Genomic DNA, 24094 nt, shown 5'->3' on the forward strand with positions numbered 1-24094 from the left:
TTTAGGAACTATTTTGTTTGCTTCAACTTCAAAAAAACTTTTACATAGCATCAAAAGCTTTTATCCAAATGCTATTCTATATCATTCAAAACAACTCAAAACAACTCAAAATATTCTTGTTTTCCTAGGTTGGGGGCGTAAAAAATCTGGGCAAAACGCCATTGCACTTGCTAAAAAATTTCATGGTAATTATCTCTTGCTCGAAGATGGCTTTATCCGCTCCTTTGGCTTAGGGTGCGAGGGCTCTCCTAGCTTCTCACTTGTGCAAGATAGAATCGGTATTTATTATGATTCCACCACTCCAAGCGAATTAGAAAATCTCCTCAATACCTACGATTTTCACGCTAACCCTGCCCTGCTAGAAACCGCCAAAGAAGCAATCAATCTCATTACCACACACCATATCTCCAAATACAACCACGCTCCTGAAGTCCCGCTAGATTACTTTACTGCCACAGATTCCACAAAATCTAGAGATTTTATAGATTCCTCAAAAAATTCCGCAACCTTATCTGATTTGACAAATTCACCTTATTTTGAAATTTCTCCTAATTCTACTGCCAAAAAACCACCAAAAAACCACCAAAAAACCACCCCCTATTTACAAGAATCATCCCCTTTGATTGATTCCACAGCCCAAAGCCCAACCAACCAAAATTCTACCATCAACCCCTCCCCTAGTAATTCCACACCCCAAAAAACCACCCAAAAGAATCCCAAAAGAATCCTCATCATCTCCCAAACCAAAGGCGATTGTAGCCTTACTTATGGTTCTACTAGCAAATTTACTACAACCCAAATTATCCAAGATGCCCTAGCAGAAAATCCAGATTCTGAAATCTATCTCAAAATCCACCCCGATGTGCTAAGTGGGCGTAAAGAATCTGATTTCAATCCAAGCGAGATTCCTCCACAAATCAAGCTCATTACCGAAGATTTCAATCCCATTTCTTTGCTCAAGCACTTCCACAAAGTCTATACCAAAACCTCCCAAATGGGCTTTGAAGCTCTGCTTGTAGGCTGTGAATGTGTATGCTATGGAATTCCCTTTTATGCTGGTTGGGGACTCACAATAGATAAGCAAACTTGCCCTAGACGCACAAGAAAATTAAGCCTAATAGAAGTCTTTGCTGCAAGCTATATTCTCTACTCTTGCTACTACAATCCTATTTATGACAAAAAAAGCGATATTTTAGATACACTAAAAACCATTATTCGCTACAAACATTTCTACACAAAAACACAAAAAAAAGCCTTTATGTTTGGGTTTTCTTTATGGAAGCACTCCTTTATCTCACCCTTTATGCCAAACTTCAAGCCACAAAACATTATTTTTATCAATCCCTTTTTTACTTCCCATTTCAAATCCGCCCTCAAAAAAGGCTTACGCCAAGAAGCCCTTAATTGCGAAATTTTCATTTGGGGACGTAAAAACTTTGGCAGAATCGAATCCTTTGCCAAAGAAAACGCAATCCCCATTACACGCGTAGAAGATGGCTTTATCCGCTCTATCTCTCTTGGCTCTGACCTCACACGACCCTTTTCACAAGTTTTTGATTCAAGCGGAATCTACTTTGATGCCACCGCCCCAAGCGAGCTAGAAGAGATTTTAAATCACACCGATTTTAGCCCAACCCTACTCAATGAAGCTAAAATCCTAAAAGATAAAATCCTTGCAAACAAAATCTCAAAATACAATACCAACTCTCACAAATCCCTAAATCTCCCACAAGACAAGCCAAAAATCCTCATCCCCGGACAAGTCCAAGATGATGCTTCTATCCTCTATGGGGCAAATGGACGCACAAATCTCTCTTTACTCCAACAAGTGCGAGAAGAAAACCCAAATGCCTATATCCTCTACAAGCCCCACCCCGATGTGCTAAGTGGCAATCGAATCGGACATATCCCTGATTCTACCGCCCTGCAATACTGCGATGAGATTCTCACTGGCGTTAGCCTCTCATCTTGCCTAGAGGCTGTTAATGAAGTGCATACTCTAACTTCTCTAAGCGGTTTTGAAGCCTTGCTTTATGGCAAAAAAGTCGTAACTTATGGAATGCCCTTTTATGCTGGTTGGGGGCTCACAATAGATAAGCAAACTTGCCCTAGACGCACAAGAAAGCTAACCTTAGAACAACTCATCGCTGGAGCATATATCCTCTATCCCCGCTATATCCACCCCAAAACACTTTCTCTCTGCCACCCAAATGTCCTTATTGATGCCCTAGAATCCGAAAGACAAAAACTCCAAAACAACAAATTCTACGCTTTTAAAAAACATCTTTATGCCAATCTCTCCCGCAAAACCCAAAAGATTCTAAGAATTTTAGCGATTAAATAAGATTCCTACTCCAATGCGATTAATCGAATTATTATAATCCCCCAAACTCTCGCCATAACCATTAAAAAACTGCAAATAAAAATACAGATTCTTATAAATCGGGTAAGAATAATCTAATAAAATCGAACCTCGGTTATCACTCCTAAGATTATTTCTCCAAGTTGCTGTTATTAGGTGCTTTCTCCACAAATACCCCACACTAAGCTCCCCATATCCCAAATAAGAGGCAATATCGGGATTATCATCTTTATTTGGATCTTCTGGGATTCTATACCACGCCTTAAGCGACATTGCAAAATTTTTATACCCATAAATTCCCTCTACAAAGATTCTATCCCAACTCCTCGAACTTCCCAAATCTCCACCATTGCTTTGGTGCAAATACCCAAAATTCACTCTATCAAAAAACACATCATATTTCTCAAGCGGATAGCTTAGATACAAACTTGGAGCATAATTGCTCTCCCTAAAGGGCTTGGAATTTTCCGAATCATAAAGCTGCCAAAAACTCTGCTGCGTATAGGCAAAATACAAATCCAAGTCCTTCAAAAACAAATCATCAAAAAGCCGCTTTTTAATGCTAATTTGGAATTTCACTTCAGTTTGTTTTCTCTGATTTGGCTCTTTTGAAGAGCTAATATTAAGAGGCATAATATAATTAAACTTATCTGGTTCAAAGCCCAACAACCCGCCCATAAATCGATTGCGTTCAAACCTTCCCTCATAGAGGCTTTTCTCTTCAAATTCTGGTGTGGATTCTGCTGAAGATTCTGTCAATATAGGCTTTTTGGTTGTTTTGAGAGATTGCGCAAGTTTTTCACTCTTTGTTTCTGTATTTTGCGTTTTTGGAATATCAGAATCTTTTTGGATAATTGTGATATAAAACTTCTCATTTTTATCTAATTTTAATGTAATATTATCTGTTGCTTTGCTATCAATATCGACTACTTCCCTAATCTGCATATCCTCATCCAAAATAAGAATCTTGAGATTCTTCTTTGGTGCAAACTCCAAATCCTTAATATCCTCAAAACTCTCCGCAAAAGCAAAAAGCCCCAAAAAACACACAAACAAAATTTTTCTTAACAAATCCAAACCTCTAATCACAATAATTTTATGGATTTATTATTATACAAGCAAATAAAAGATAGAATACTTAATTTTAGACTTAAAAAGTTTTGAGGGTATAAGCAGTATTATGAGATATGTTGTTGAAGCATTATTCTTGCGAGAATTAAAAACGCGTTTTGGTAAGAATCGGAGATTAGGATATTTTTGGGTTGTTGGTGAGCCAATGACTCATATTCTCTTTTTTTTGGTGATTTTTACCCTTATTCGCGCAAGGACAATTCCACAAGTCCCGATAGAAATGTTTTTGGTGACAGGATTTGTGCCATTTTTTATGTTTAGAAATATCGTAACACAAATTATGGCGGGCGTCCAAGCCAATAGAGCATTGATTGCCTATAAACCTGTCAAGCCTATTCATATTTTTATTGCAAGAACTCTCCTAGAAATGTGTATTTATTTTGCTGTTTTTGTGCTTTTTATGGCAGGTTTTGGCTGGTTTTTGGATTTGCCTATTTTGCCGGTGCATTTTTTGGAAGTCTTTATTGCATTTTTGGGTTTGGCATTTTTGGGATTTGCCTTGGGGGTTTGTTTGGCATTTTTAAATAGCGAAGTAGAATATGCACAGATTTTTATCAACTATGGCATCAATATTTTATACTTTGGTTCAGCGGTTTTGTATCCTTTGTGGATTATGCCTGATTATATTATTGAAATCTTGCTTTACAATCCTGTTTTGCAATTTCTTGAAATTTTAAGAGAGAATTATTTTGATGGTTATCCTCAAATTGATGGAATTAGCTTCACCTATCCACTCTCTTTTGGTGTTATTTTGCTTTTTATAGGGCTTTGGTATTATTATTTCCGCTATAAATATTTAGGACAAATCCGATGATACAACTCAAAAATATTACCAAATCATACCCCCTAAGCAATGGGCAAAGGCATTATGTTTTTAAAGATTTGAACTTTACCTTTCCTGATGAGTGCAGCATTGGTTTAATGGGTAGAAATGGTGCAGGCAAATCAACTTTAATGCGAATCTTAGGCGGAATGGATATGCCTGATAAAGGCAAAGTTATCACAGACAAAAAGATTTCTTTCCCCATTGGACTTGGTGCATTTTTTCAAGGCACACTCACAGCAAGAGACAATATCAAATTCCTTACAAGAGTTTATGGTTACAGAGGTGAGAAGCTAAAAGAAAAAATCGCCTTTGTAGAGGAATTTGCTGAAATTGGAAAATTTTTTGATGAACCTATCAATGTGCTTTCCTCGGGAATGAGAGCAAGGGTTTCTTTTGGCATGAGTATGGCATTTGACTTTGATTATTATCTAATTGATGAGGCAGGTGCTGTTGGCGATCCTGCTTTTAAGCAAAAAAGTGCTAAAATTTATCAAGAAAAACTTAGCAAATCCAAAGTCATTCTTGTCTCCCATAGTGTTGCAGAAATACGCAAATGGTGTGACAAAATTATCCATCTTGAAAATGGGATTGTGAAGGTATATGATGATGTGGAAGAAGGCATTAGAGCCTATCAAGGAAAATAAATGGAGAAATTAAGACTTTTATTTCAAAAGCAAAAAGCAAAAAAAATATCTACAATTTTAATGAGCTTTAATATTGTATATATTCTAATGATTCCGGTAATTTTATATTATCTATTTATTGCAGCTGATCGGTATGTGAGTTCCATTACATTGAGTGTGCGTTCTATGAATAGCGATATTGCGCCTGTAAGCGGATTAGCGTCATTAGTTGGAATCAATACGGGCGCCAGGGAAGATGTTTTGTTTTTACAAGAATACATTCATTCACTTGATATGCTAAAGATTCTTGATAAAGATATTCACCTAAAACTTCTCTATCAAGCCCAACAAAAAGATCCTTTCTTCGCCCTATCAGAAGAATCCGACCAAGAAAGATTCCTCAAATTCTACCAAGATCGAGTTAAGGTTATTTTTGATGATACTTCAGGATTGCTAAAAGTTGATGTAGAGGGCTTCACCCCTCAAGATGCACAGATTATTGCCAATGCTATTTTAAAAGAATCCGAAAAATTTGTTAATGAAGTTTCACATAAAGCTGCAAGGGAGCAAATGGCATTTGCAGAAAAGGAATTACTCAAAGCTAAAGAAAGATTGCAAAATGCAAAAAACAATCTTTTAGCCTTTCAAGCTCGGTATGGCGTTTTTGACCCACTCAAACAAGCTGAAGCCAAAGCAAGTCTCACTAATACCATCGAAAGTCAAATTGCCACCAAAGAAACTGAACTTGCAACAATGCAGAGTTATCTTAATGAAAATGCACCACAAATTATTATGCTAAAAGCAGAAATTGAAGCACTCAAAGAACAGCTAAACAAAGAAACTTCCAAAATCGTCTCATCAAAAAATACAAAAAGACTTAATGATTTAGCTGCTAAATTTCAAGATTTGACGATTGAGGCACAATTTGCACAAGATGCCTACACTGTTGCTTTAACCTCCATTGAAACAACACGCATCGAATCTAGCCGCAAGATTAAGCAACTAGTCGTGATTCAAGGCGCCAATGAACCACAATCACCTACCTATCCAAGAAAATTATATAATATTATTACTATTTTTGTGATTCTTTCTGTTTTATACGGAATCATAAAACTTATCACAATGATTATAGAGGAGCATAGATACTAATGAAAAAGCTATTACAATTCTTATTTACCTTTACATTTTTATCCCATTTTGTTTATGGAGTTGATGTCTCTTCTATTACGAGCGTTCCTAGCTCTTCTGCTGCACAAAATATCCCAGCAGATTTACAAACCACAACACCAAGTGCAACCAACACATTCACAAATACCCCACAAACACAACCAATGCAAAATCCACAACCTCTCCTGCCACCCGTCTTTGGTGCTCATTTATTTAGCGGGAATTTCACACAAGCTTCCCAATCTCTTTACAACCCTGATTATAAAATCGCAGTGGGCGATAAAATTAACTTTAGAATGTGGGGAGCTGTTGAGTTTCAACAAGAATTAATGGTCGATTCTCAAGGCAATGTATTTATCCCCAATGTAGGCGCTATTAATTTATTAGGAGTGCGTAATGGGGATTTGGTAAAAGTCCTCAAAAAAGGCATTTCAAGAATCTACAAACAAAATGTTTTTGTTTATGCAGATATGAATGTTTATCAAAATGTTTCTGTTTTTGTGACAGGAAATGTCAATAAACCCGGTCTTTATCAAGGATTAAGCTCTGATTCTATTGTGCAGTATTTAGACAAAGCCTCAGGGATTAATTTGGATTATGGAAGCTTTAGAAATATTGAAGTTTTAAGGGATAATAAAGTCGTTTTGGAAGTGGATTTGTATGACTTTCTCTTTAGTGGCAAAATACAGCTTTTCCCCTTTAGAACCGGAGATGTTATTTTAGTCAAAAACCTTGAAAACTATGCTTTTGCAGAAGGCGATGTTCAAAAACCTTTTAGGTTTGAATTAAAAGAAGACATTAAAACCCTCTCTGATTTAGCAAGAGTTTCTGGAGCCAAACCCATCGTAACAAACGCGATTGTCCGCTCTTACCTTTCAAATAATAAAATAGATATCAATTCCTATAAACAAAAAGAATTCTCTGAAGTCGCATTAAAAGTAGGTGATGAAGTGGAATTTCGCCCCGATTATAGTGCTGAAAATATTACAATCAAGATTGAAGGGGAACACAATGGAATGCACTCTATGGTTGTCAAAAAAGGCACAACTTTAGCCGAAGTTGTCCTTCGCGTTAAACCCAATCCACAATCCAATATGGACGCTATCCAAGTTTTCCGCCAAAGTGTCGCACAAACCCAAAAAAGACTCATTGATGCACAACTCAAAGAGCTAGAAACCTTAGCCCTTACCTCATCTTCTGTAACAGCTCAAGAAGCCTCTATGAGAGCTAGCCATTCCAAAATGGTGCTAGAGTTTATCGAAAGAGCCAAGAATCTTACCCCCAAAGGACAGATTGTTCTTGAAAATAAATCCGCTTATGCAACAACCATACTTGAAGAAGGCGATATTATCAATATTCCAACAGCCAACAACCTTGTTTTAGTCCAAGGGGAAGTGGCATTACCCGGTGCTTTCATCTATGAAGAAGATAAGAATCTTGATTATTACATTAAATTAGCTGGTGATTTTACCGAAAGAGCCAACAAAAAACGCATTCTTGTTATCCGCGCAAATGGCAAGGCAGAAAGATACGATGCAAGTTGGTATGCCTTTGCTAGCGCTCCTAGCTTAAAGCCCGGAGATTCTCTACTTGTATTGCCTGCTATTGAAACAGGAAGAGGATTACAAATTACAAGCGTGTTAGCCCAAATTCTTTATCAAATTGCAATTGCTACAAGCGTAGTGTTAGATATTAACAACAACTAATCAATGCAGCTAAAAAAGGTAATCCAACAATTCAAAAACCGCAAGGTCTTGCTCCTGCAAGGACCTGTTGGACCCTTTTTTTATCATTTTGCAAAGAGCTTAAAAAACAATCAAGCACAAGTTTATAAAATCAACTTCAATGGAGGGGATTTTATTTTCTACCCCTTTGGTGCAAAATCTTATAGAGGTTCTTTGCAAAATTTCGAATCTTTTTTGCAAGATTTTTGTAAAATTCACAATATTGATTGCATTATTATGTTTAATGATTGCCGCCCTATCCACAAAATAGCCATACAAGTAGCGGATTGTTTGGGGCTTCAAACTTACATTTTTGAAGAAGGCTATATCCGCCCAAACTTCATTACTTTTGAAAATAAAGGCGTCAATGCAAATTCTACCCTCCCAAAAGATCCTAATTTTTATTTAACCTACAAAGAAAAATCAACCTATAAAGAAAAAAATGTCAAGCACAGCTTTCGAAATATGGCTTGGTTTGCATTTTTGTATTGGTTTAATTCATTTTTATTTGCTTGGTATTTTAACAACAAACTTCACCACAGAAGTTTGAGCTTTACAGAAATGTTTCCTTGGTTTTTATCTTTTCTTAGGAAGCAGTGGTATAAAATTAGCGAAAAAGAAGATAGAGAATTCATTTTGGATTCTAAGGAAAACTATTTTGTGCTTATTTTGCAAGTTTATAATGATACACAAATCAAAAATCACTTTGAAGGCAGAAGGATTGAAAATTTCATCAAAAACTCTATCCGCTCTTTTGCCAAATATTCCAAAAAACAACATTTTTTAGTTATCAAACACCACCCAATGGATAGAGGATACAAAAACTACAAGAAATTTATCAAGCGTCAAACTCGCAAATACAATGTTACTCAAAGAGTTATTTATATCCACGAAATCCATCTACCAACACTTCTTAAAAATGCCCTTGGTTGCGTAGTTATCAATAGCACTACCGGGCTTTCTAGCCTTTTACATAAATGCCCAACAAAAGTATGCGGAAATGCTTTTTACAATATCTGTGGTTTAACCTATCAAGAATCTCTCAATAAATTTTGGAAAGCCGCTAAAAAATTCAAAATCAACCAAAATCTTTTTGAACGCTTTAGAAGCTATCTGATTGATAATGTTCAAATTAATGGGAGTTTTTATGGGAAATTAGCAGCTAAATGCCCCCCCCCTCACAAAATCTCAAGCCAAACTTTAGCAAAAACGAAAAAAGATTTTAGCCCAAAGCCCTAAACAAAATCCCTATTCATACTTTTCTCTCCCACTCATAGGCACTTTTACAAATCAACTCCAAATCATTGTATTTTGGCTTCCAATTAGTGTATGTTAAAATTTTATGATTATTGCTTACAAGCATAGCAGGATCTCCCGCCCTTCTAGGCTGAATCTCAACCTCAAAATCCACTCCGCTCACTTTTTTGACACATTCAATCACTTCTTTAACACTAAATCCAACTCCATAGCCAACATTATAAATTTGTGATTGCCCTTCTTTCTCTAATGTTTTAAGCGTTTCAAAATGTGCATTTGCCAAATCATCGATATGGATATAATCCCTAATGCAAGTCCCATCCTTTGTAGGATAATCTTCTCCAAAGATTCCCATTTTCTCACGCTTTCTGCAAGCACACTCACACGCCACTTTAATTAAATGAGTAGCATTTTTACTTCTCTGTCCAAGCCCACCTTCACTCAAAGCACCAGCGACATTAAAATACCGCAAAATTACACTTCTAAAATTTGGATTTGCTACTTCAAAATCCCGCAAAATCTTCTCTACCATTAGTTTAGATTCTCCATAAGGATTGATAGGCAAAGTTTGGGATTCTTCAGAGATTGGCTCACTAAAATTAGGCTGCCCATAAACTGCGGCAGTAGAGCTAAACAAAAGCCGATTCACTCCATATTTAGCCACTACTTCTAAAAGCCTCAAAGTATTAGCAACATTATTATTATAATACAACAAAGGATTGACAACGGATTCTGAAACGACCAAACTCCCTGCAAAATGCACAATCCCATCAATCTTATGCTTCAAAAAAATTGTCTCCAAACAACTGCTATCCCCAAAATTACCTTGAACAAACTCTATTCTATTTGGAAACTTTTTTTGCAAAAATTGTATATTTTCCAAAAAACCCGTGCATAGATTATCCAAAACAATGATTTTGCAATCACTATTTTTCAAAAAACAATACGCCGTGTGCGACCCGATAAATCCTGCTGCTCCAGTAAAAAAATAAGTTTGCATCAAAAATCCTTTTTATAATTGCTTACCTATTGTTTGTTCATTCAAACGCTTTCTCAACATCAAATCGATGATAGGTTGCTCTCTTGAATTTGCCCTTTTGCAATGATCTTTTTGGAAAAAATCTGTAATTTTTATCACAACTTTAGCCCATTTTTTATCCCGCTCTCTCCAAGCATGCGATGAAACTGATTCCCAAGCATAACCATTAAAAAGCGCAGCATTCACAAAATGGTCCAAAGCTCTAACCCCTTGACGCACGCGACTAACCTTGCCAAAAGTCCCCACAAAAACAATTAGTAAATAGCCAATAATCATCAAAGGCACCAAAGCACACAATAGCAATGTCCCAGCCAACTTCTCTTTCATAAAGTTCAATTTTCTCTTTTAGTAAATTTAATATTCATTCCATTTGCAGAGCGAATCGTCAGCCGACCCACAATATCTGGCACGAAATTTTCTTGTAATTCTAGCTTATACTCCCTTAAAATACTTGCTAAAATCAGAATGGATTCTTGCATAGCAAACCCTTGCCCTATACAAATCCTCTCACCCATTCCAAATGGCAAATAAGTATCTTTAACAATCTCTTTATCAAAGCGTGTTGGATCAAATTCGTGAGGATTCTCCCAATAATCACTATGCCTTTGAATAAGCCATGGTGCCACCACTACACCAGAACCACTTTTAATAAGTTTGTTACGCATTTTTGTATCTTTTTTAGCCGTCCTTGCAAAAAACCCAACAGGTGGGTAAAGCCTAAGAGATTCTTTAAAAACATTTGTCAAATACTTCATTTTTCTTAGATGCTGGATGCTAAAAGATTCTTTGCCTGCCACCTCCATAATCTCTTGATAAGTAAGCTCTTGCTCTTTTGGGGAGATACTCAAAATATAAAGCGTCCAAGTCAATGAACTAGCTGTTGTTTCATGCCCTGCTAGAAACAACATTGCCACTTGATCCAAAATCTCTTCAAAACTAAATGGTTTTCCACTCTCCACCTCAACCACTGCTAGCAATGAAGATAAAATATCCTGATATTCTCCACCCCCACCTTGATGAAACAAATCATAACGCGGCTTAATAATATTGCTCAAAACTTCCCTAATGCTCTCTCCGGCTTTTATTCTCTTTCTTTCTCCCATTAGATTTGTAATCCATTGTGGAATCTTAAACATCTTCTTAATAGCCGTATGCACCGTTTCTTCTTGAAAAATCACAAAAGATTCTAGAATTTCCTTCCCTTTTATTTCATCAAGCTTTTGAGACATAATTGTGCGAAAAATCACATCAGCCGTCACAAAAGTCATCAATTCATCAACCTCGATGATAGCATTATTAGGATATGCTCTAAACTTTATCATCAAATCCTCTACTGCCTCATTCATCAATCCAAAAACCTTTGTGATTCTAGCCTGCTCAAAAGAAGGACGCAAAAGCTCTCTTTGTTTTTTCCACACTTCGCCATTCGTGGTAAAAATGCTCTCCCCAAGCAAGGGACTTAACAAAAAATGCAATAAATCACTTTTTGGAAATTCCCTCACCTCATCAACCATAACGCGTCTTACATCTTTTGGATTATTTGCAATATACAAATCAAAACCCGGCATTTTTACCCTGCCTGATTTCATCTTATAGCTTTTTTCATACAAACCATCTAACCAAGAACGCCTTTTTAAGAAAAAAGTTGTCCATAAAGTCGCTTTTGTTTTATGCGGTTTTGGAAAAAACGGACATTGCCCCATTACCTACCTCCTTTTATTTTTTGTTCCAAAATTTTTGGACCACCAACAAAATTGAAATAGTCATATTCTCCGCTAATTTCTGTGGCATACAAATAAAGAAAATGTGCCAAATACCAATTATACCGAATCTTCGCATAAGTCTTAGGCAAAAAGAGTTTATGGAATCTTGGCGATAAATAGCAAGGCGGATTCTTACAAGCAACGCCAGAATCTCTAAAAAAATCCAATAATGGGAAGCAAGCACCATCAATTTTGGAAGTATAATCAAACCACACTACTTTAGAATCTCCAAGTATCGCTAATTCTTCTTTGAATTTTTTACACTCCTTTTGAAAGCTGACAAGCGGGATACATTGCCCAAGAGTAAGAATCTTTAGTTTCTCCCAACTTAAACACTCCTTTTTGCACTGCTCAATAACCCTTGCTGCGACACTCACTGCAAAAATTGTTCCAACACTATGAGCACAAAGAATTACCTCATCTTTATTTGATTTAAGAGACTGCATGATCTGCCCCAAAAACCCCTCCAAAAGCCTCTCCACACCTTCAACTTCGCCAAGTGCATACTTCGCACAAAAAACATAAATATTAGATAGCCAAAATACCGCTAGCCTCTTACCGCCCCACAAAATCACTCTAGTAGCAACCCACAAATAAAACAATACCACCAAAGTAGCCAAATATACATTCCATTTTTCTAAAAAATCCCAAAGTATATAAGCACTAAAAAATACCATCGCATAACTGCTTATAAAATACACAATAGGGTATAATCCAGCAAGCAGTTGCGTTTTGGATTTTTGAATAAATACCTTAACAATCCCAGAAAAAATATAAGCTCTCAAAAAATAAATAAAATCACAAATGAAATCCCACAAACTCTTAGACCAGCACTTCTGCACCAAATCACTCCAATCCAAAAAGTAATAATTGCTCACAGAATGCTTAGAAACAATCTTGCAAAAAGCATTTTTTTTTCCTTGCAAAGTTTCTTCAAAACACAAAGCAGAAAGCTTTAAATCCAAATGATTAATTTTATTTTGTTGATTGAGATTTTTTTTTAATAGTTTATAATAATAGCGACAACTGCGAGGATCATACCCTGCGATATAAAACACATCTCTTTGTAACATAGCATTCTTTTGGTTAGTGAATTAAAATTTTATTATAAAGCAGAATATTTTAAAAAGAGTTAATTTAGATAGGCTAGTTAAGCGTTTTTAGAGAAAATTAAAGTGGGGTGGGCGATGGGAATCGAACCCACGACCCTCAGGACCACAATCTGATGCTCTAACCGACTGAGCTACGCCCACCACAAATACAAAAATGGTCGGGGCGAAAGGATTCGAACCTTCGACCCCTTGGTCCCAAACCAAGTGCGCTAACCAGACTGCGCTACGCCCCGACAAAATAAAAAAATGGAGTAGAATTATAATCTTAAAAGTATAAAAAGTCAAGAAAGCATCAAAGATTCCACAAAGGAATCTTTAAAAACTAAAGCGTTTTTTCCAAAAGTGTATTTAATCTTTTTACAAAACTATTCACATCTTTAAGCTTTCCGCCTTCTAGCAGTTTTGCTTCCTCTAAAAGCAAATGTGCAATTTCAGCTGTCTTTGCCTCATCATTGCTAAGTAACAATTTTGTTAAAATTGTATGGTTAGGGTTAAGTTCTAAAATCGGCTTAGGCTCTGGAATATCTCCTCCCATGCCCATAGCTCCCATTTGCTTCATCATTTTCATCATTGCTGCATTTGGATCTTCAGGATCTGCAACCACACAAGCAGGGGCATCTACAAGCCTATTGCTCAAACGCACTTCTTTGATTTCATCTCCTAATGCCTTTTTAAAGCCCTCTAAAATCGCTTTATACTTTTGTTGTGTTTCTTCGCTAATGGTTTCTCCACCCAAATCCTCTAGCGCTTCTTTGGAAGTGATAGAACGCAATGGGGTTTTATCAAATTCATTAACCATTGGCATTACAAATCCATCAATTTCATCGCCAAAGAACAATACTTCTATATCTCGCTTTTTATAACTTTCCAAAAGTGGAGAGTTTTTAAGCAATTCTAAATCCTCGCCTTGCAAATAATAAATCGCTTTTTGACCTTCTTTCATACGCTCTTTATAAGTTTTGAATGAAATTTCTTTGCCCTCACTTTTGCTAGATTGGAATCTCAAAAGCTCTAGCAATTTTTCTTTGTTTTCAAAATCACTATAAACACCTTCCTTGATACATCTACCAAATTCTTTGTAGAATTTTGCATATTTTTCTTCATCTTTTTGCAATGCCTCAATTTCGCTAATAATTTTCTTTGTAGAAGCGGATTTGATTGTCGCTAAGATTCTATTTTGTTGCAAAATCTCGCGGCTAACATTAAGTGGCAAATCCTCACTATCAATAATCCCTCGCACAAAACGCAAATAAGAAGGCAATAGCTCTTTGTCATCATCAGTAATAAATACACGCTTGACATAAAGCTTCACGCCACTTTTATAATCTACACGATAGAGGTCAAAAGGTGCGGTTTGTGGGATATAAAAAAGTGTTGTGTATTCCAAACTTCCCTCAACTTTAGTATGAATCCACGCCAAAGGATCATTAGAATCATAACTTAGATTCTTGTAAAACTCTTTGTATTCCTCATCTTTTAAATCTTTTTTTGCCACTCTCCAAAGTGCGGAAGCCTTGTTGATTTGCTCACATTTCTCTTCTTTGATTTCTTTTTTAGAATCCCCTTCACCCTCACTTTTTGTCTCTGTATAATGCAAGAAAATCGGGAAAGGAATGTGATCGGAGTATTTTTTGATAATTTCCTCAATTCTCCAACGGCTTGTAAATTCTTTTTCGTCATCTTTCAAATATAGCTTAATTTCGCTTCCCTGCCCCTCTTTTTCACATTTTTCAATCTCAAATTCTCCACTCCCATCACTAATCCACGCATAGCCTTGTGCTTCTCCTGCTTTTTTGGTAGTTACAATGATTTTACTTGCCACCATAAAAGCAGAATAAAACCCTACCCCAAATTGCCCAATTAGTGCAGAATCTTTTTTCTTATCGCCACTAAGCTTAGAGAGGAAATTTTTCGTCCCACTCTTTGCAATAGTTCCTAGATTCTCAATCAAATCTTGTTCGTTCATACCAATCCCATTATCACTAATTGTAAGGGTATTTTTTTCAGAATCAAAACTAATTTCAATTTTAGGCTCAAAGCTTAGAGATTTAAGATTCTCATCAGTCAAAGTCAAATATTGTAGCTTGTCTAGTGCATCAGAAGCATTGCTCACAAGCTCACGCAAAAAGATTTCTTTATTAGAATAAAGCGAATGAATCATCAAATCCAATAATTGATTCACTTCAGTTTGGAAAGTATGTTTTGCCATTTTCAATCCTTTTAATAATAAAAATTTTGCATAATTATAACAAAGAGTTTAAAAAAAATCAATAAACTTTATAACAATACGCTAAACTTTATTGATATTAATAAAATAAAATATCAAGAGCTTAAAAGCATTAACCTAAACCAACCAAACCTAACCCAACCCCCTAAAAATCCTATGCTTTTATTTTGCCAATTCACACAAATTATATATTGCAAAATCACATAAAAGGCTCCAAAAAGGACACTTCAAACAAAATATTTTAAATAGTTACTCTAAAAAAAGGCAAAATCGTTTTATGAGATTTTTGCTATAATTACAGGTTATTTTATCTTTGTTAAGGAAAACCTTTGAATCAAAAAATATCCCCTTTAGACCATATTATTATTACCAACGCAAAAGAAAACAATCTAAAAAACATTCATCTAAATATCCCAAAAAACAAACTTGTGATTCTAACTGGGCTTAGCGGAAGTGGCAAAAGCACGCTCGCTTTTGATACACTTTATGCAGAAGGGCAAAGGCGATATATCGAATCGCTCTCAAGCTATGCTAGGCAGTTTTTAGACAAAATCGGCAAACCCGATGTCGATAAAATCGAAGGGCTAACCCCCGCCATTGCCATTGACCAAAAAACCACAAGCAAAAACCCTCGCTCCACGGTTGGAACCATTACAGAAATCTATGATTATTTACGCCTGCTCTATGCTAGAGTTGGGATTCAACACTGCCATTTGTGCGGCAAGCCAATTTCACAAATGAGTGCAAGCGATATCATCGCTCAAGCCCTAAAAATCCCAGAAGAATCCAAAGTGCTAATCCTAGCCCCCCTAATCCGCGAAAAAAAGGGCACCTTTAGTGACAAACTAGAATCTCTCCGCCAAAAAGGCTATGTAAGAGTGCAAATTGATGGAGTTTTAGCAAGACTTGATGAAAATATCGAGCTCTCCAAAACCAAAAAACACACCATAAAAGTCGTAATAGATAGAGTGGTTATCAAACCAGAAAACAAAGATAGAATCGCACAAAGCATAGAAAAAGCCCTCAAAGAATCTTATGGCGAAGTAGAAATTGAAATTTTAGGCGAGGGCAAAAGCGAGTTAATCCACTTTAGCGAACATCTTGCTTGTTTTGATTGTAAGGTTTCTTTCACACCCCTAGAGCCACTTAGCTTTTCTTTCAACTCCCCCAAAGGCGCTTGTGTGAAATGTGATGGATTAGGTATCAGATATAGCATTGACACCAAAAAAATTATCGACAAAAGTTTGCCCCTAGAATCTGGTGGAATAAAAATCATTTATGGCTTTAACAAAAGTTATTATAATGAGCTTTTTAAAGCAATGTGCAAAGCCAATCAAATTGATTCTAAAAAAACTTTTGAAGAACTAGCAGAACACCAAAAGAAACTTATCTTGTATGGAAATAATCAAGAAATACAATTCACATGGAAAAGCACCAAACTTAAACGCCCTTGGAGCGGGATTATTGCCATTGCCTATGATATGTTTAAGGACAACAAAGACTTAAATGACTATATGAGTGAAAAAGTTTGCGAGGATTGCAAAGGGCATAGACTGCTTCCACAAAGCCTAGCTGTTAAAGTTGCCAACAAAACTATCGGGGATATTTTGGATATGCCAATTCAAGAGTGTTATGGATTTTTTGCTAATGAGCAGAATTTTGCATATTTTGATAGCCAACAAGCAATGATTGCCGCACCGATTCTAAAAGAAATTTGCGAAAGACTTTATTTTCTTTATGATGTGGGATTAGGCTATCTTAGCTTAGGACGCGATGCGCGCAGTATCAGCGGGGGCGAATCACAGAGAATTAGAATTGCAAGTCAAATTGGAAGCGGATTAACGGGGGTAATGTATGTGCTTGATGAACCAAGCATCGGACTACATGAGAGAGATACCCTAAAACTCATTAAAACCTTGCGAAGTTTGCAACAAAAAGGAAATTCAGTTATCGTCGTAGAACACGACAAAGAAACGATAGAACATGCCGATTTCATCGTAGATATAGGTCCGGGGGCTGGGAAGTATGGCGGAGAAGTCGTCTTTAGTGGGAATCTCACGCAACTTCTCTCAAGCAACACTCAAACTGCACAATATCTAAATGGCACAAAGAAAATTGAATACTTTATCCGCCGCAACCAAGAGGATTGGCTAGAAATTAAAAATGTCAATATCAACAACATTCACAATCTAAATGTTAAGATTCCGCTTAAGAATTTTGTTTGCATTACCGGAGTTAGCGGAAGTGGCAAAAGCTCCCTAATCCTCCAAACTCTACTGCCTGTCGCACAAGAATTACTCAACAATAGCAAAAAAGTCAAAAAAGTTGATGGCGTAGAAATTGTAGGCTTAGAAAAGCTTGATAAAGTTATCTATCTTGACCAAAGCCCAATAGGACGAACTCCTCGCTCCAACCCTGTAACCTACACTGGTGCGATGGATGAGATAAGACAGATTTTTGCCCAAACCAAAGAAGCACAAATCCGCAATTACAACATTAGTCGCTTTAGTTTTAATGTCAAGGGAGGAAGATGTGAAAAATGTCAAGGGGAAGGGGAAATCAAAATTGAAATGCACTTCTTGCCTGATATTTTAGTCAAGTGTGATTCTTGCCAAGGAACTCGCTATAATGCCCAAACTTTAGAAGTTGAATACAGAGGCAAAAATATCGCTCAAGTATTAGAAATGAGCGTCGATGAAGCTTGTGAATTTTTTGCCAAGATTCCAAAAATCTATCAAAAGCTAAAAACACTTAAGGATGTAGGGCTAGGCTACATTACTCTAGGGCAAAATGCCACAACACTAAGTGGCGGTGAAGCCCAAAGAATCAAGCTTGCTAAAGAACTAAGCCGCAAAGATACCGGCAAAACACTTTATGTGCTTGATGAGCCTACTACGGGGTTGCATTTTGCCGATGTAGATAGGCTTGTGAAAGTTTTGCATCACCTCACAGATTTGGGCAATAGCGTGATTGTCATTGAACACAATTTAGATATGATTAAAAATGCGGATTTCATCATCGATGTAGGACCTGAAGGGGGAAGTGGGGGAGGAAATATCGTAGATAGCGGAACACCTGAGAGAATTGCTAAAAGATACAAAAAAACCGGTAGCCATACGGGAAAATTCCTCGCCAAAGAGCTAGGAATCTAAACTTTGGATTTAATTAAATCTTAGAATCTAAGCTGCGATATTCATTTAAAAATTTAAATTGATTTTATTAATGTAAAGATTCTAATTTTTTTAGCCACTATGAGAATCTCTCCTATTAAATCATTTTAAAATTGCAAGGATTTAAGAAGTAGAGATTCTAGCCTTTTATTTCACAAACTTATTCTTTTATGCCCTTATTTCCTCTAAAATTTCAAACAAAATATCCTTTGCTTTTTCTTTTTGGGCTTGGTAAATATGGTTTGGAATCATACCGCTATTTGGCATATTATTATCCAAAGCTGAAATATCTTTTTTAATTTCAGTGGTAATTTCACTTATAGAATCTGCCTTTAGCCTCTCTTGGTGAATCCCTTTCATTTTGCCAAACAAATTTACACCATTATCCATTCCGGTGCGAGTGAGTGCTTCGCACACATGCTATTACCATGCGTAGTGCATGGTGATTGTTTGTATAGCTTTAGGGACGGGAGTTACCCAAGCCAATGACTGCTTCCAAAAATCTGCAAATCACTCGCTAGGCATCTTAAATACGAATTTCAAATTACTTCCCGCCACTTCTGTGTGAAGGGTGTTGATAATCTGCTTTTTCGCAGCCACTTGCCACAAAAGCCACAAAAATAATCCCCACCAAAAGCAAAACTTTTTTCATTTTAACTCCTTAATTTCACAACTTATAATCTCACGATTTTCGCACCAAAACCCCCAGACTTTGGCGGTGCATCCATAAACTCCACCACTTTTGGGTGCTTTTCTAAAAATTCCCTAACCACGCTTGAAAGCCTACCTGTGCCGATTCCATGATAGATTAAAACCTCATCAAATCCAGCAATTAAACTATTTGAGATAAACTCATCAAGCCTCTCTAATGCTTCCTCAGCACGCATTCCGTGTAAATCCAAAACCACATTAGCATTTTTTGGCGATTGCACCTTAAAATCCGCCTGCGGAATCTTTGGTGCATTTCCACTTAAGCTTAGCTCGCCCAAAGGCACTCTTAGCTTCATTCCATCATCAAGCAACACCATTGCCTTATCCTTTTGAATACTTGCAATAATGCCTCTTGATTGACGATATTTTACCCTATTTCCCACCTCAAAGTTTTGAATCTTAGAAACTTTTTCTTGATTTTCTTGCAATTTAGCAACTTTTAAAATCTTGTTTGCCTCATTCATTTGACGATGAATCTCAGCTTGATTTTGCATTTTGATTGCTTTTTTAGCCTCATTAATCGCCCTTTGGTAGAGAGATTCTAGCTCATTAGTTTTTGCTTTATAGGATTGTTGCAAAGATTCCTCTAGCTCTTTAAGGTGATTGATTTTTTGCTCTAATTCTACATTTTTGACTTCTGCTTGCTTGATTTGCATTTGAAGTTTCATCTCCAAACGCGAAGAGTTTTCAATTAGCTCATTTAATTTTTCTTTATCCTCCCCATAAAGAATCTTTGCTTCATTGACAAGTGTTTTTGGGATTCCATAACGCACCGCTGTTTCAAAGGCATAGCTTTTGCCAATCGTGCCATCAAGAAAACTAAAAGTGGGTATTTGATTTTTCTCATCAAATAAAGCAGCCAATAACTGCACTTTGGGATTCCCAGCCATTAGTGCAGCAAGGCGTTTGTGATGAGTGGTGATGATGATTTTATTGTTTTTTGCTATGAGATTCTCCAATAAAACCTTAAACAAGCTAGCAGCCTCATCACTATCTGTGCCAAGCTCAATTTCATCAACGCCGATAATCCCCTCTCTTTGACTTAGAATTTGCGAGAATTGCAACATTCTACCCCCAAAGGTTGAAATATCATTCTTGCTATTTTGCGGGTCCTCTAAAATTAAATGGATAAATTTAAAACTTGCAATGCTAGATTTAGAAGCATTAATGGGAAGCGGGATTAAATATTTAGCAAGAAAAACAGCGCTAATAATGGACTTTAACAGCATAGTTTTTCCACCAGCATTAACACCAGTTATCATCAAAACTTGCCCATTAAAATCCAAACTAATGGATTTTGGATTCTTTAATGCAGGGTGTTTAAATTCATTCAAAACAATCTTTTTGTCATCAGATTTAGCTGCCAAAAACTCTAGATTTTTGGATTTTGCAAACATCAGGCGCGCTTGATAAGAATCAAAGCGGTCAAACTCCCTATTAATGAATTTCAAAAACAATAAATGCTTTGTAAAAAGCGTAGAAATCTCTCTACAAATGTGAAAAATCTGCTCTTCTTTTTTGTTGTTTAAGGCGTTGCTTTTGTCTTTTAGGTTTGCGATACTTTGAGGAAGGACATAAAAAAATCCTGCACTAGAACGATTAAGAATCTGCCCTTTTAGCACATGATGAAATCCTGCTTTGAGCAACAAACATTCCTCATCATTAATGAGATGAATTTGTCTATCCACAAGATAAGAGGTTAGTTTATTTTGATTTAAAATATAATTTAATTGCTGTGAAATCTCTCTTTTTACGCCCTCCAAACTCTCTGTAATAGAATCTAGCTCCAAATAGATTCCTTTTTTGATTTCTCCATTTTCCCCAAAAGATTTTGCCACCTCCAAAATCGCTTCAGGAATCCTAATCCCATCTATCCAATCCCACAAAATCCCTTCAATTTTGAGCGTTTTTAAGTAATTAAAATAACGAATGATTTTAACAAATTCAAAAATTTCATCTAATTTTAAATATCCAAATTTTTTCAATAATGCTAGGGCAGAATCTAGATTTTTCACTTCTTTTGGTGGAGTGAAAATAATCTTTTCTAATTCGCTAATAAATTTTAAATGTGTTTTGCTATCGCCCTCCAAAAATAATTCTTTTGGACGCGCCAAAAACCCCTCATAGCTTTTTAGAAATTCCTCTAAATCTAATTTTCTAATTAATTCTTTCATTCTTTAATATCGCATGCCTTTAGAGGGATTGTCTTCCTAAAATAAGGACTATCTTCTCTACCAACCAAAGTTAAAGTGCCGCTAATAAAATTAAAAGTTTCTTTGCTAACTTCTAATTTTTCTATTCCCACAATGCAAATTAGCTCTTTACCTTGCAAAAAAAGCTGTGCAAGATTAGTCATTTTGACATCTTGTTTGTCCTGCATAGCAGTAAAAATCCCAATTCCAACAGCAATCAAAAGCAAAACAATTCCCAAAAATATTTTGCTTTTTTTATGAATAATTTGATATTGTGCTAAGAGTTGCACCACAAAAAATAATACCAAAACAGCCGCAATAATAATCAACCAATATTGCACCATTAAATTTCACCTCTTAATTGATAAGTCAGATTCCCAGCATTAAAGCCCACTATAATCCCATCTTTGATTTTAGCAATTCTTTGAGTGCCTTGATAAATGCCTAAAGAATCTTTTTCTCTCTTAACAAAATCCGCAAAAATGGGATTATATTTTGCAAAAAGATTCCTAAAATCAATCTCCACCTTTGCTTCTCCAGCAGCATAAACAGGCAATATCACAAGCTTATCAACACCTTCAAAACACTCGACAAACTCTTTTAAATTATCACGCACTCTTGAATATTTATGAGGCTGCCAAATTACGCGCAGGCTACTTTTCCCGATTAATTCTTGATATTTCCTAAGCGATTTCAAAGTCGCTGCAATCTCTGTGGGATGATGTGCATAATCATCAATAATCACACATTCATCATCACTCAAAATATCAAAACGCTTTTTAATGCCACAAAATTTTTGGATATTTTGCCTAATTTCCTCTAGCTCCATACACTCTAATGCTGCCAAAATCGCCAGTGAGGCATCAAGAGCGATATGTTCCCCAAGCCCATAAACTTCAAAAACCCCCAAATCTCTATGATTGTTTTTCAGTCTAAATCTCGTCTTTGGATTGTTGTTGTCCAAAAAATACTCAATCTCACTAATATCTTTTGAAGGATAGAGTCTCACGCACTCCAAATCAACTTTTGCCAAAAAAGCGTCTTCTGCATTGATGATTCGATATTGTGCCAAAGCCAAAAAATCCTTATAAGCTTGATAAAATTTATCCAAATTATGCCCATAAGTCTCCATATGTTCTGGCTCTGCATTTGTCACAATCGCACAATAAGGATTACATTCCAAAAAGCTCTTATCTGATTCATCTGCCTCAAAAACTATTTTTTCTGACTTTAATGCACGAGTGTTAGAGCCAAATTCTTTGCTCTCTGCCCCAATTAAGGCACTGCAATCCTGCAAAATTGCACTCAAAATTGCAGTCGTTGTGCTTTTGCCATGAGCACCTGCAACCGCATAAACTTGTTTGTTTGCCAAAATCAAAGGCAAAGCCTCTTTGCGAGAAAGCACAGGTATTCCCTTCTTTTTGGCTTCTTGCACCTCTATATTTGAATCCTTAATAATTGCAGAATGGATTACCAAATCTGGATTTTTGATTGCCTCTTTACAATGAGGAATATGAATTAAAATCCCCATACTTTGCAATTCTTTAGTAATGCACCCTTCAGCCATATCTGAACCACTTATCTTGATGCCTTGTGCAAACAAAAATTTAGCAAGAGCAGAAATTCCAATCCCGCCAATCCCTATAAAATGAACAGAGCCAAAGGATTTTAAAACCACTTTTTAATCCTCAAAAGAGCGTCTTTTATCACTTCTTTTTCATACACTAATGCCAATCTCACATAACCACTTCCGGGATTTATGCCATTATTGCGAGAGAGAAAACTACCGGGTAACACCAAAATATTTTCTTCTTTTAAAAGTTTTTTTGTAAATTCTAAATCATCTCCCACAAAAAGCCACACATAAAAAGTCTCTTTGGGCACTTCTATACCCAAAATTTCTTGTGCTAAATGCAGATTCTCTGCATATTGAGCCCTTGAATATTCTGTGTGTGAATCATCACTCCACGCTTCTATGGCAGCTTTTTGCAAAGGAAGTGGCGAAGCACAACCTACATAAGTGCGATATTTTGCATACCCCTTTAAAATCTCTTTATCTCCCGCTATAAATCCACTTCTAAGCCCGGGGGCACTAGAGCGTTTGGAGATGGAATTGAGTGCTAAAATATTTTTGAAATCCTTATTTCCTGCTTCTATACTAGCTTGCAAAATAGAAAAAGGCTTATTTTGCGTATAAATCTCGCTATAACATTCATCATTTAAAAGAACAAAATTATATTCCAAAGCCCACTTTACCCATTGTTTTAGCTCTTCTAAATCCAAAGTGCTGCCAGTTGGATTATTAGGGGAATTTAAAATCACCAAATCGCATTCTTGCATTTCTTTAACACCCAAGCTTGGCTTAAAGTTGTTTTCTTTGGTTAGATTCATATGGATAACTCGCGCCCTTGATGCAATCGCCGCCCCTTCATAGATTTGATAAAAAGGATTTGGATAGCTCATAGTTGGGGATTCTTTGTCAAAAAGATAAAATTGTGGAAAATTAAACAGCACCTCTCTTGTCCCAAAAGTAGAAACCATTTCATCTTCTCTTAAACTCACCCCAAACCTTCTTTGGACAAATCCACGCAATGCCTCTCCAAGCTCTACCTCGCCTGCTGTTTTGGGGTATTTATTGAGCAATGATACATTTTGACAAAGTGCTTTGGAAATAAAATCTGGCGTTTGGAATTGTGGCTCACCGATTGTCAGTGAGATTCTGCCCTCTTTTGTGGGAATATCTTTAATAAGCACATTGAGTTTTTCAAAAGGATAAGGTTGAAATTCCAT

General features: G+C 36.3%; 18 protein-coding genes and 2 tRNA genes. 7 read left to right on the forward strand and 13 right to left on the reverse strand.

The window, feature by feature from the left end; translation table 11 throughout:
• The first annotated feature begins 13 nt into the window (after positions 1-13).
• Positions 14-2344, forward strand: coding sequence for a capsular polysaccharide biosynthesis protein (locus EL247_RS07755; RefSeq protein ID WP_232019755.1), 2331 nt, complete (start codon positions 14-16; stop codon positions 2342-2344).
• On the opposite strand, the gene EL247_RS07760 is transcribed toward EL247_RS07755, so the two are convergent.
• The gene (locus tag EL247_RS07760) at positions 2330-3433 is read right to left on the reverse strand and encodes a phospholipase A (protein WP_126442171.1); all 1104 of its coding nucleotides are present in this window, start codon (positions 3431-3433) and stop codon (positions 2330-2332) included. The two genes, EL247_RS07755 and EL247_RS07760, sit on opposite strands and share 15 nt — an antisense overlap.
• Positions 3434-3542: 109 nt before the next feature.
• Here EL247_RS07760 and kpsM point away from each other — a divergent pair, with 109 nt between their 5' ends.
• From kpsM to kpsS, 5 genes are read left to right on the forward strand one after another with little or no spacing between them, the layout of a single operon-like run.
• Positions 3543-4307, forward strand: coding sequence for a capsule polysaccharide transporter KpsM (gene kpsM / locus EL247_RS07765; protein ID WP_065827766.1), 765 nt, complete (start codon positions 3543-3545; stop codon positions 4305-4307).
• Positions 4304-4963 carry an ABC transporter ATP-binding protein gene (locus EL247_RS07770; protein WP_005021470.1) on the forward strand — a complete coding sequence of 220 codons (660 nt, stop codon included), beginning with the start codon at positions 4304-4306 and terminating at the stop codon, positions 4961-4963. Before kpsM ends, EL247_RS07770 begins: the two co-directional genes overlap by 4 nt.
• Entirely contained in the window at positions 4964-6091 is a 1128-nt protein-coding gene (locus EL247_RS07775; RefSeq protein ID WP_005021472.1) for a capsule polysaccharide transporter, read from the forward strand.
• Positions 6091-7815: a polysaccharide biosynthesis/export family protein gene (locus EL247_RS07780; RefSeq protein WP_126442172.1), complete on the forward strand. Its 1725-nt coding sequence runs from the start codon at positions 6091-6093 to the stop codon at positions 7813-7815. The genes EL247_RS07775 and EL247_RS07780 overlap by 1 nt, the downstream gene beginning before the upstream one ends.
• 3 nt (positions 7816-7818) lie before the next feature.
• Positions 7819-9072, forward strand: coding sequence for a capsule polysaccharide modification protein KpsS (gene kpsS / locus EL247_RS07785; RefSeq protein WP_126442173.1), 1254 nt, complete (start codon positions 7819-7821; stop codon positions 9070-9072).
• 13 nt (positions 9073-9085) lie between these two features.
• On the opposite strand, the gene galE is transcribed toward kpsS, so the two are convergent.
• From galE to htpG, 7 genes are all read right to left on the reverse strand, one after another.
• Positions 9086-10090, reverse strand: a complete 1005-nt coding sequence (galE, locus tag EL247_RS07790; RefSeq protein WP_065830992.1) for a UDP-glucose 4-epimerase GalE — start codon at positions 10088-10090, stop codon at positions 9086-9088.
• A 12-nt stretch (positions 10091-10102) separates the two neighbouring features.
• Positions 10103-10456, reverse strand: a complete 354-nt coding sequence (locus EL247_RS07795) for a hypothetical protein (RefSeq protein ID WP_126442174.1) — start codon at positions 10454-10456, stop codon at positions 10103-10105.
• A 5-nt stretch (positions 10457-10461) separates the two neighbouring features.
• On the reverse strand, positions 10462-11832 hold the full coding sequence (locus EL247_RS07800; RefSeq protein ID WP_126442175.1) for a cytochrome P450: 1371 nt from the start codon (positions 11830-11832) through the stop codon (positions 10462-10464).
• Positions 11832-12965 carry a hypothetical protein gene (locus EL247_RS07805; protein ID WP_104745720.1) on the reverse strand — a complete coding sequence of 378 codons (1134 nt, stop codon included), beginning with the start codon at positions 12963-12965 and terminating at the stop codon, positions 11832-11834. Before EL247_RS07805 ends, EL247_RS07800 begins: the two co-directional genes overlap by 1 nt.
• 103 nt (positions 12966-13068) lie before the next feature.
• Positions 13069-13145: transfer RNA gene (locus EL247_RS07810), tRNA-His, on the reverse strand.
• A gap of 14 nt (positions 13146-13159) precedes the next feature.
• Positions 13160-13237: transfer RNA gene (locus tag EL247_RS07815), tRNA-Pro, on the reverse strand.
• Between the two features lie 89 nt (positions 13238-13326).
• On the reverse strand, positions 13327-15219 hold the full coding sequence (gene htpG, locus EL247_RS07820) for a molecular chaperone HtpG (protein WP_172594065.1): 1893 nt from the start codon (positions 15217-15219) through the stop codon (positions 13327-13329).
• Positions 15220-15560: 341 nt separating this feature from the next.
• Here htpG and uvrA point away from each other — a divergent pair, with 341 nt between their 5' ends.
• Positions 15561-18383: an excinuclease ABC subunit UvrA gene (gene uvrA / locus EL247_RS07825; RefSeq protein WP_104745722.1), complete on the forward strand. Its 2823-nt coding sequence runs from the start codon at positions 15561-15563 to the stop codon at positions 18381-18383.
• Between the two features lie 186 nt (positions 18384-18569).
• Here the strand turns inward: uvrA and EL247_RS07830 are convergent, their stop codons facing one another.
• From EL247_RS07830 to EL247_RS07850, 5 genes are all read right to left on the reverse strand, one after another.
• Positions 18570-18818 (reverse strand): hypothetical protein, encoded by a 249-nt coding sequence (locus tag EL247_RS07830; protein ID WP_104745723.1) that lies wholly within the window; start codon positions 18816-18818, stop codon positions 18570-18572.
• A gap of 257 nt (positions 18819-19075) precedes the next feature.
• Positions 19076-21286, reverse strand: coding sequence for an endonuclease MutS2 (locus tag EL247_RS07835; RefSeq protein WP_104745724.1), 2211 nt, complete (start codon positions 21284-21286; stop codon positions 19076-19078).
• Positions 21283-21648 carry a hypothetical protein gene (locus EL247_RS07840; protein WP_005021490.1) on the reverse strand — a complete coding sequence of 122 codons (366 nt, stop codon included), beginning with the start codon at positions 21646-21648 and terminating at the stop codon, positions 21283-21285. Before EL247_RS07840 ends, EL247_RS07835 begins: the two co-directional genes overlap by 4 nt.
• Positions 21648-22982, reverse strand: coding sequence for a UDP-N-acetylmuramate--L-alanine ligase (gene murC / locus EL247_RS07845; protein ID WP_104745725.1), 1335 nt, complete (start codon positions 22980-22982; stop codon positions 21648-21650). Before murC ends, EL247_RS07840 begins: the two co-directional genes overlap by 1 nt.
• The gene (locus tag EL247_RS07850) at positions 22973-24094 is read right to left on the reverse strand and encodes a succinyldiaminopimelate transaminase (protein ID WP_104745791.1); all 1122 of its coding nucleotides are present in this window, start codon (positions 24092-24094) and stop codon (positions 22973-22975) included. Before EL247_RS07850 ends, murC begins: the two co-directional genes overlap by 10 nt.

This window comes from Helicobacter pullorum, from assembly GCF_900638355.1.
Classification (GTDB): domain Bacteria; phylum Campylobacterota; class Campylobacteria; order Campylobacterales; family Helicobacteraceae; genus Helicobacter_D; species Helicobacter_D pullorum.

What these genes read in the sequence shown, in the direction of transcription:
- kpsM (WP_065827766.1), top strand. Translation starts at nt 3,543, where the DNA reads ATGAGATATGTTGTTGAAGCATTATTCTTGCGAGAATTAAAAACGCGT.
- EL247_RS07770 (WP_005021470.1), top strand. Translation starts at nt 4,304, where the DNA reads ATGATACAACTCAAAAATATTACCAAATCATACCCCCTAAGCAATGGG.
- EL247_RS07775 (WP_005021472.1), top strand. Translation starts at nt 4,964, where the DNA reads ATGGAGAAATTAAGACTTTTATTTCAAAAGCAAAAAGCAAAAAAAATA.
- EL247_RS07780 (WP_126442172.1), top strand. Translation starts at nt 6,091, where the DNA reads ATGAAAAAGCTATTACAATTCTTATTTACCTTTACATTTTTATCCCAT.
- kpsS (WP_126442173.1), top strand. Translation starts at nt 7,819, where the DNA reads ATGCAGCTAAAAAAGGTAATCCAACAATTCAAAAACCGCAAGGTCTTG.
- galE (WP_065830992.1), bottom strand. Translation starts at nt 10,090, where the DNA reads ATGCAAACTTATTTTTTTACTGGAGCAGCAGGATTTATCGGGTCGCAC.
- EL247_RS07795 (WP_126442174.1), bottom strand. Translation starts at nt 10,456, where the DNA reads ATGAAAGAGAAGTTGGCTGGGACATTGCTATTGTGTGCTTTGGTGCCT.
- EL247_RS07800 (WP_126442175.1), bottom strand. Translation starts at nt 11,832, where the DNA reads ATGGGGCAATGTCCGTTTTTTCCAAAACCGCATAAAACAAAAGCGACT.
- EL247_RS07805 (WP_104745720.1), bottom strand. Translation starts at nt 12,965, where the DNA reads ATGTTACAAAGAGATGTGTTTTATATCGCAGGGTATGATCCTCGCAGT.
- EL247_RS07835 (WP_104745724.1), bottom strand. Translation starts at nt 21,286, where the DNA reads ATGAAAGAATTAATTAGAAAATTAGATTTAGAGGAATTTCTAAAAAGC.
- EL247_RS07840 (WP_005021490.1), bottom strand. Translation starts at nt 21,648, where the DNA reads ATGGTGCAATATTGGTTGATTATTATTGCGGCTGTTTTGGTATTATTT.
- EL247_RS07850 (WP_104745791.1), bottom strand. Translation starts at nt 24,094, where the DNA reads ATGGAATTTCAACCTTATCCTTTTGAAAAACTCAATGTGCTTATTAAA.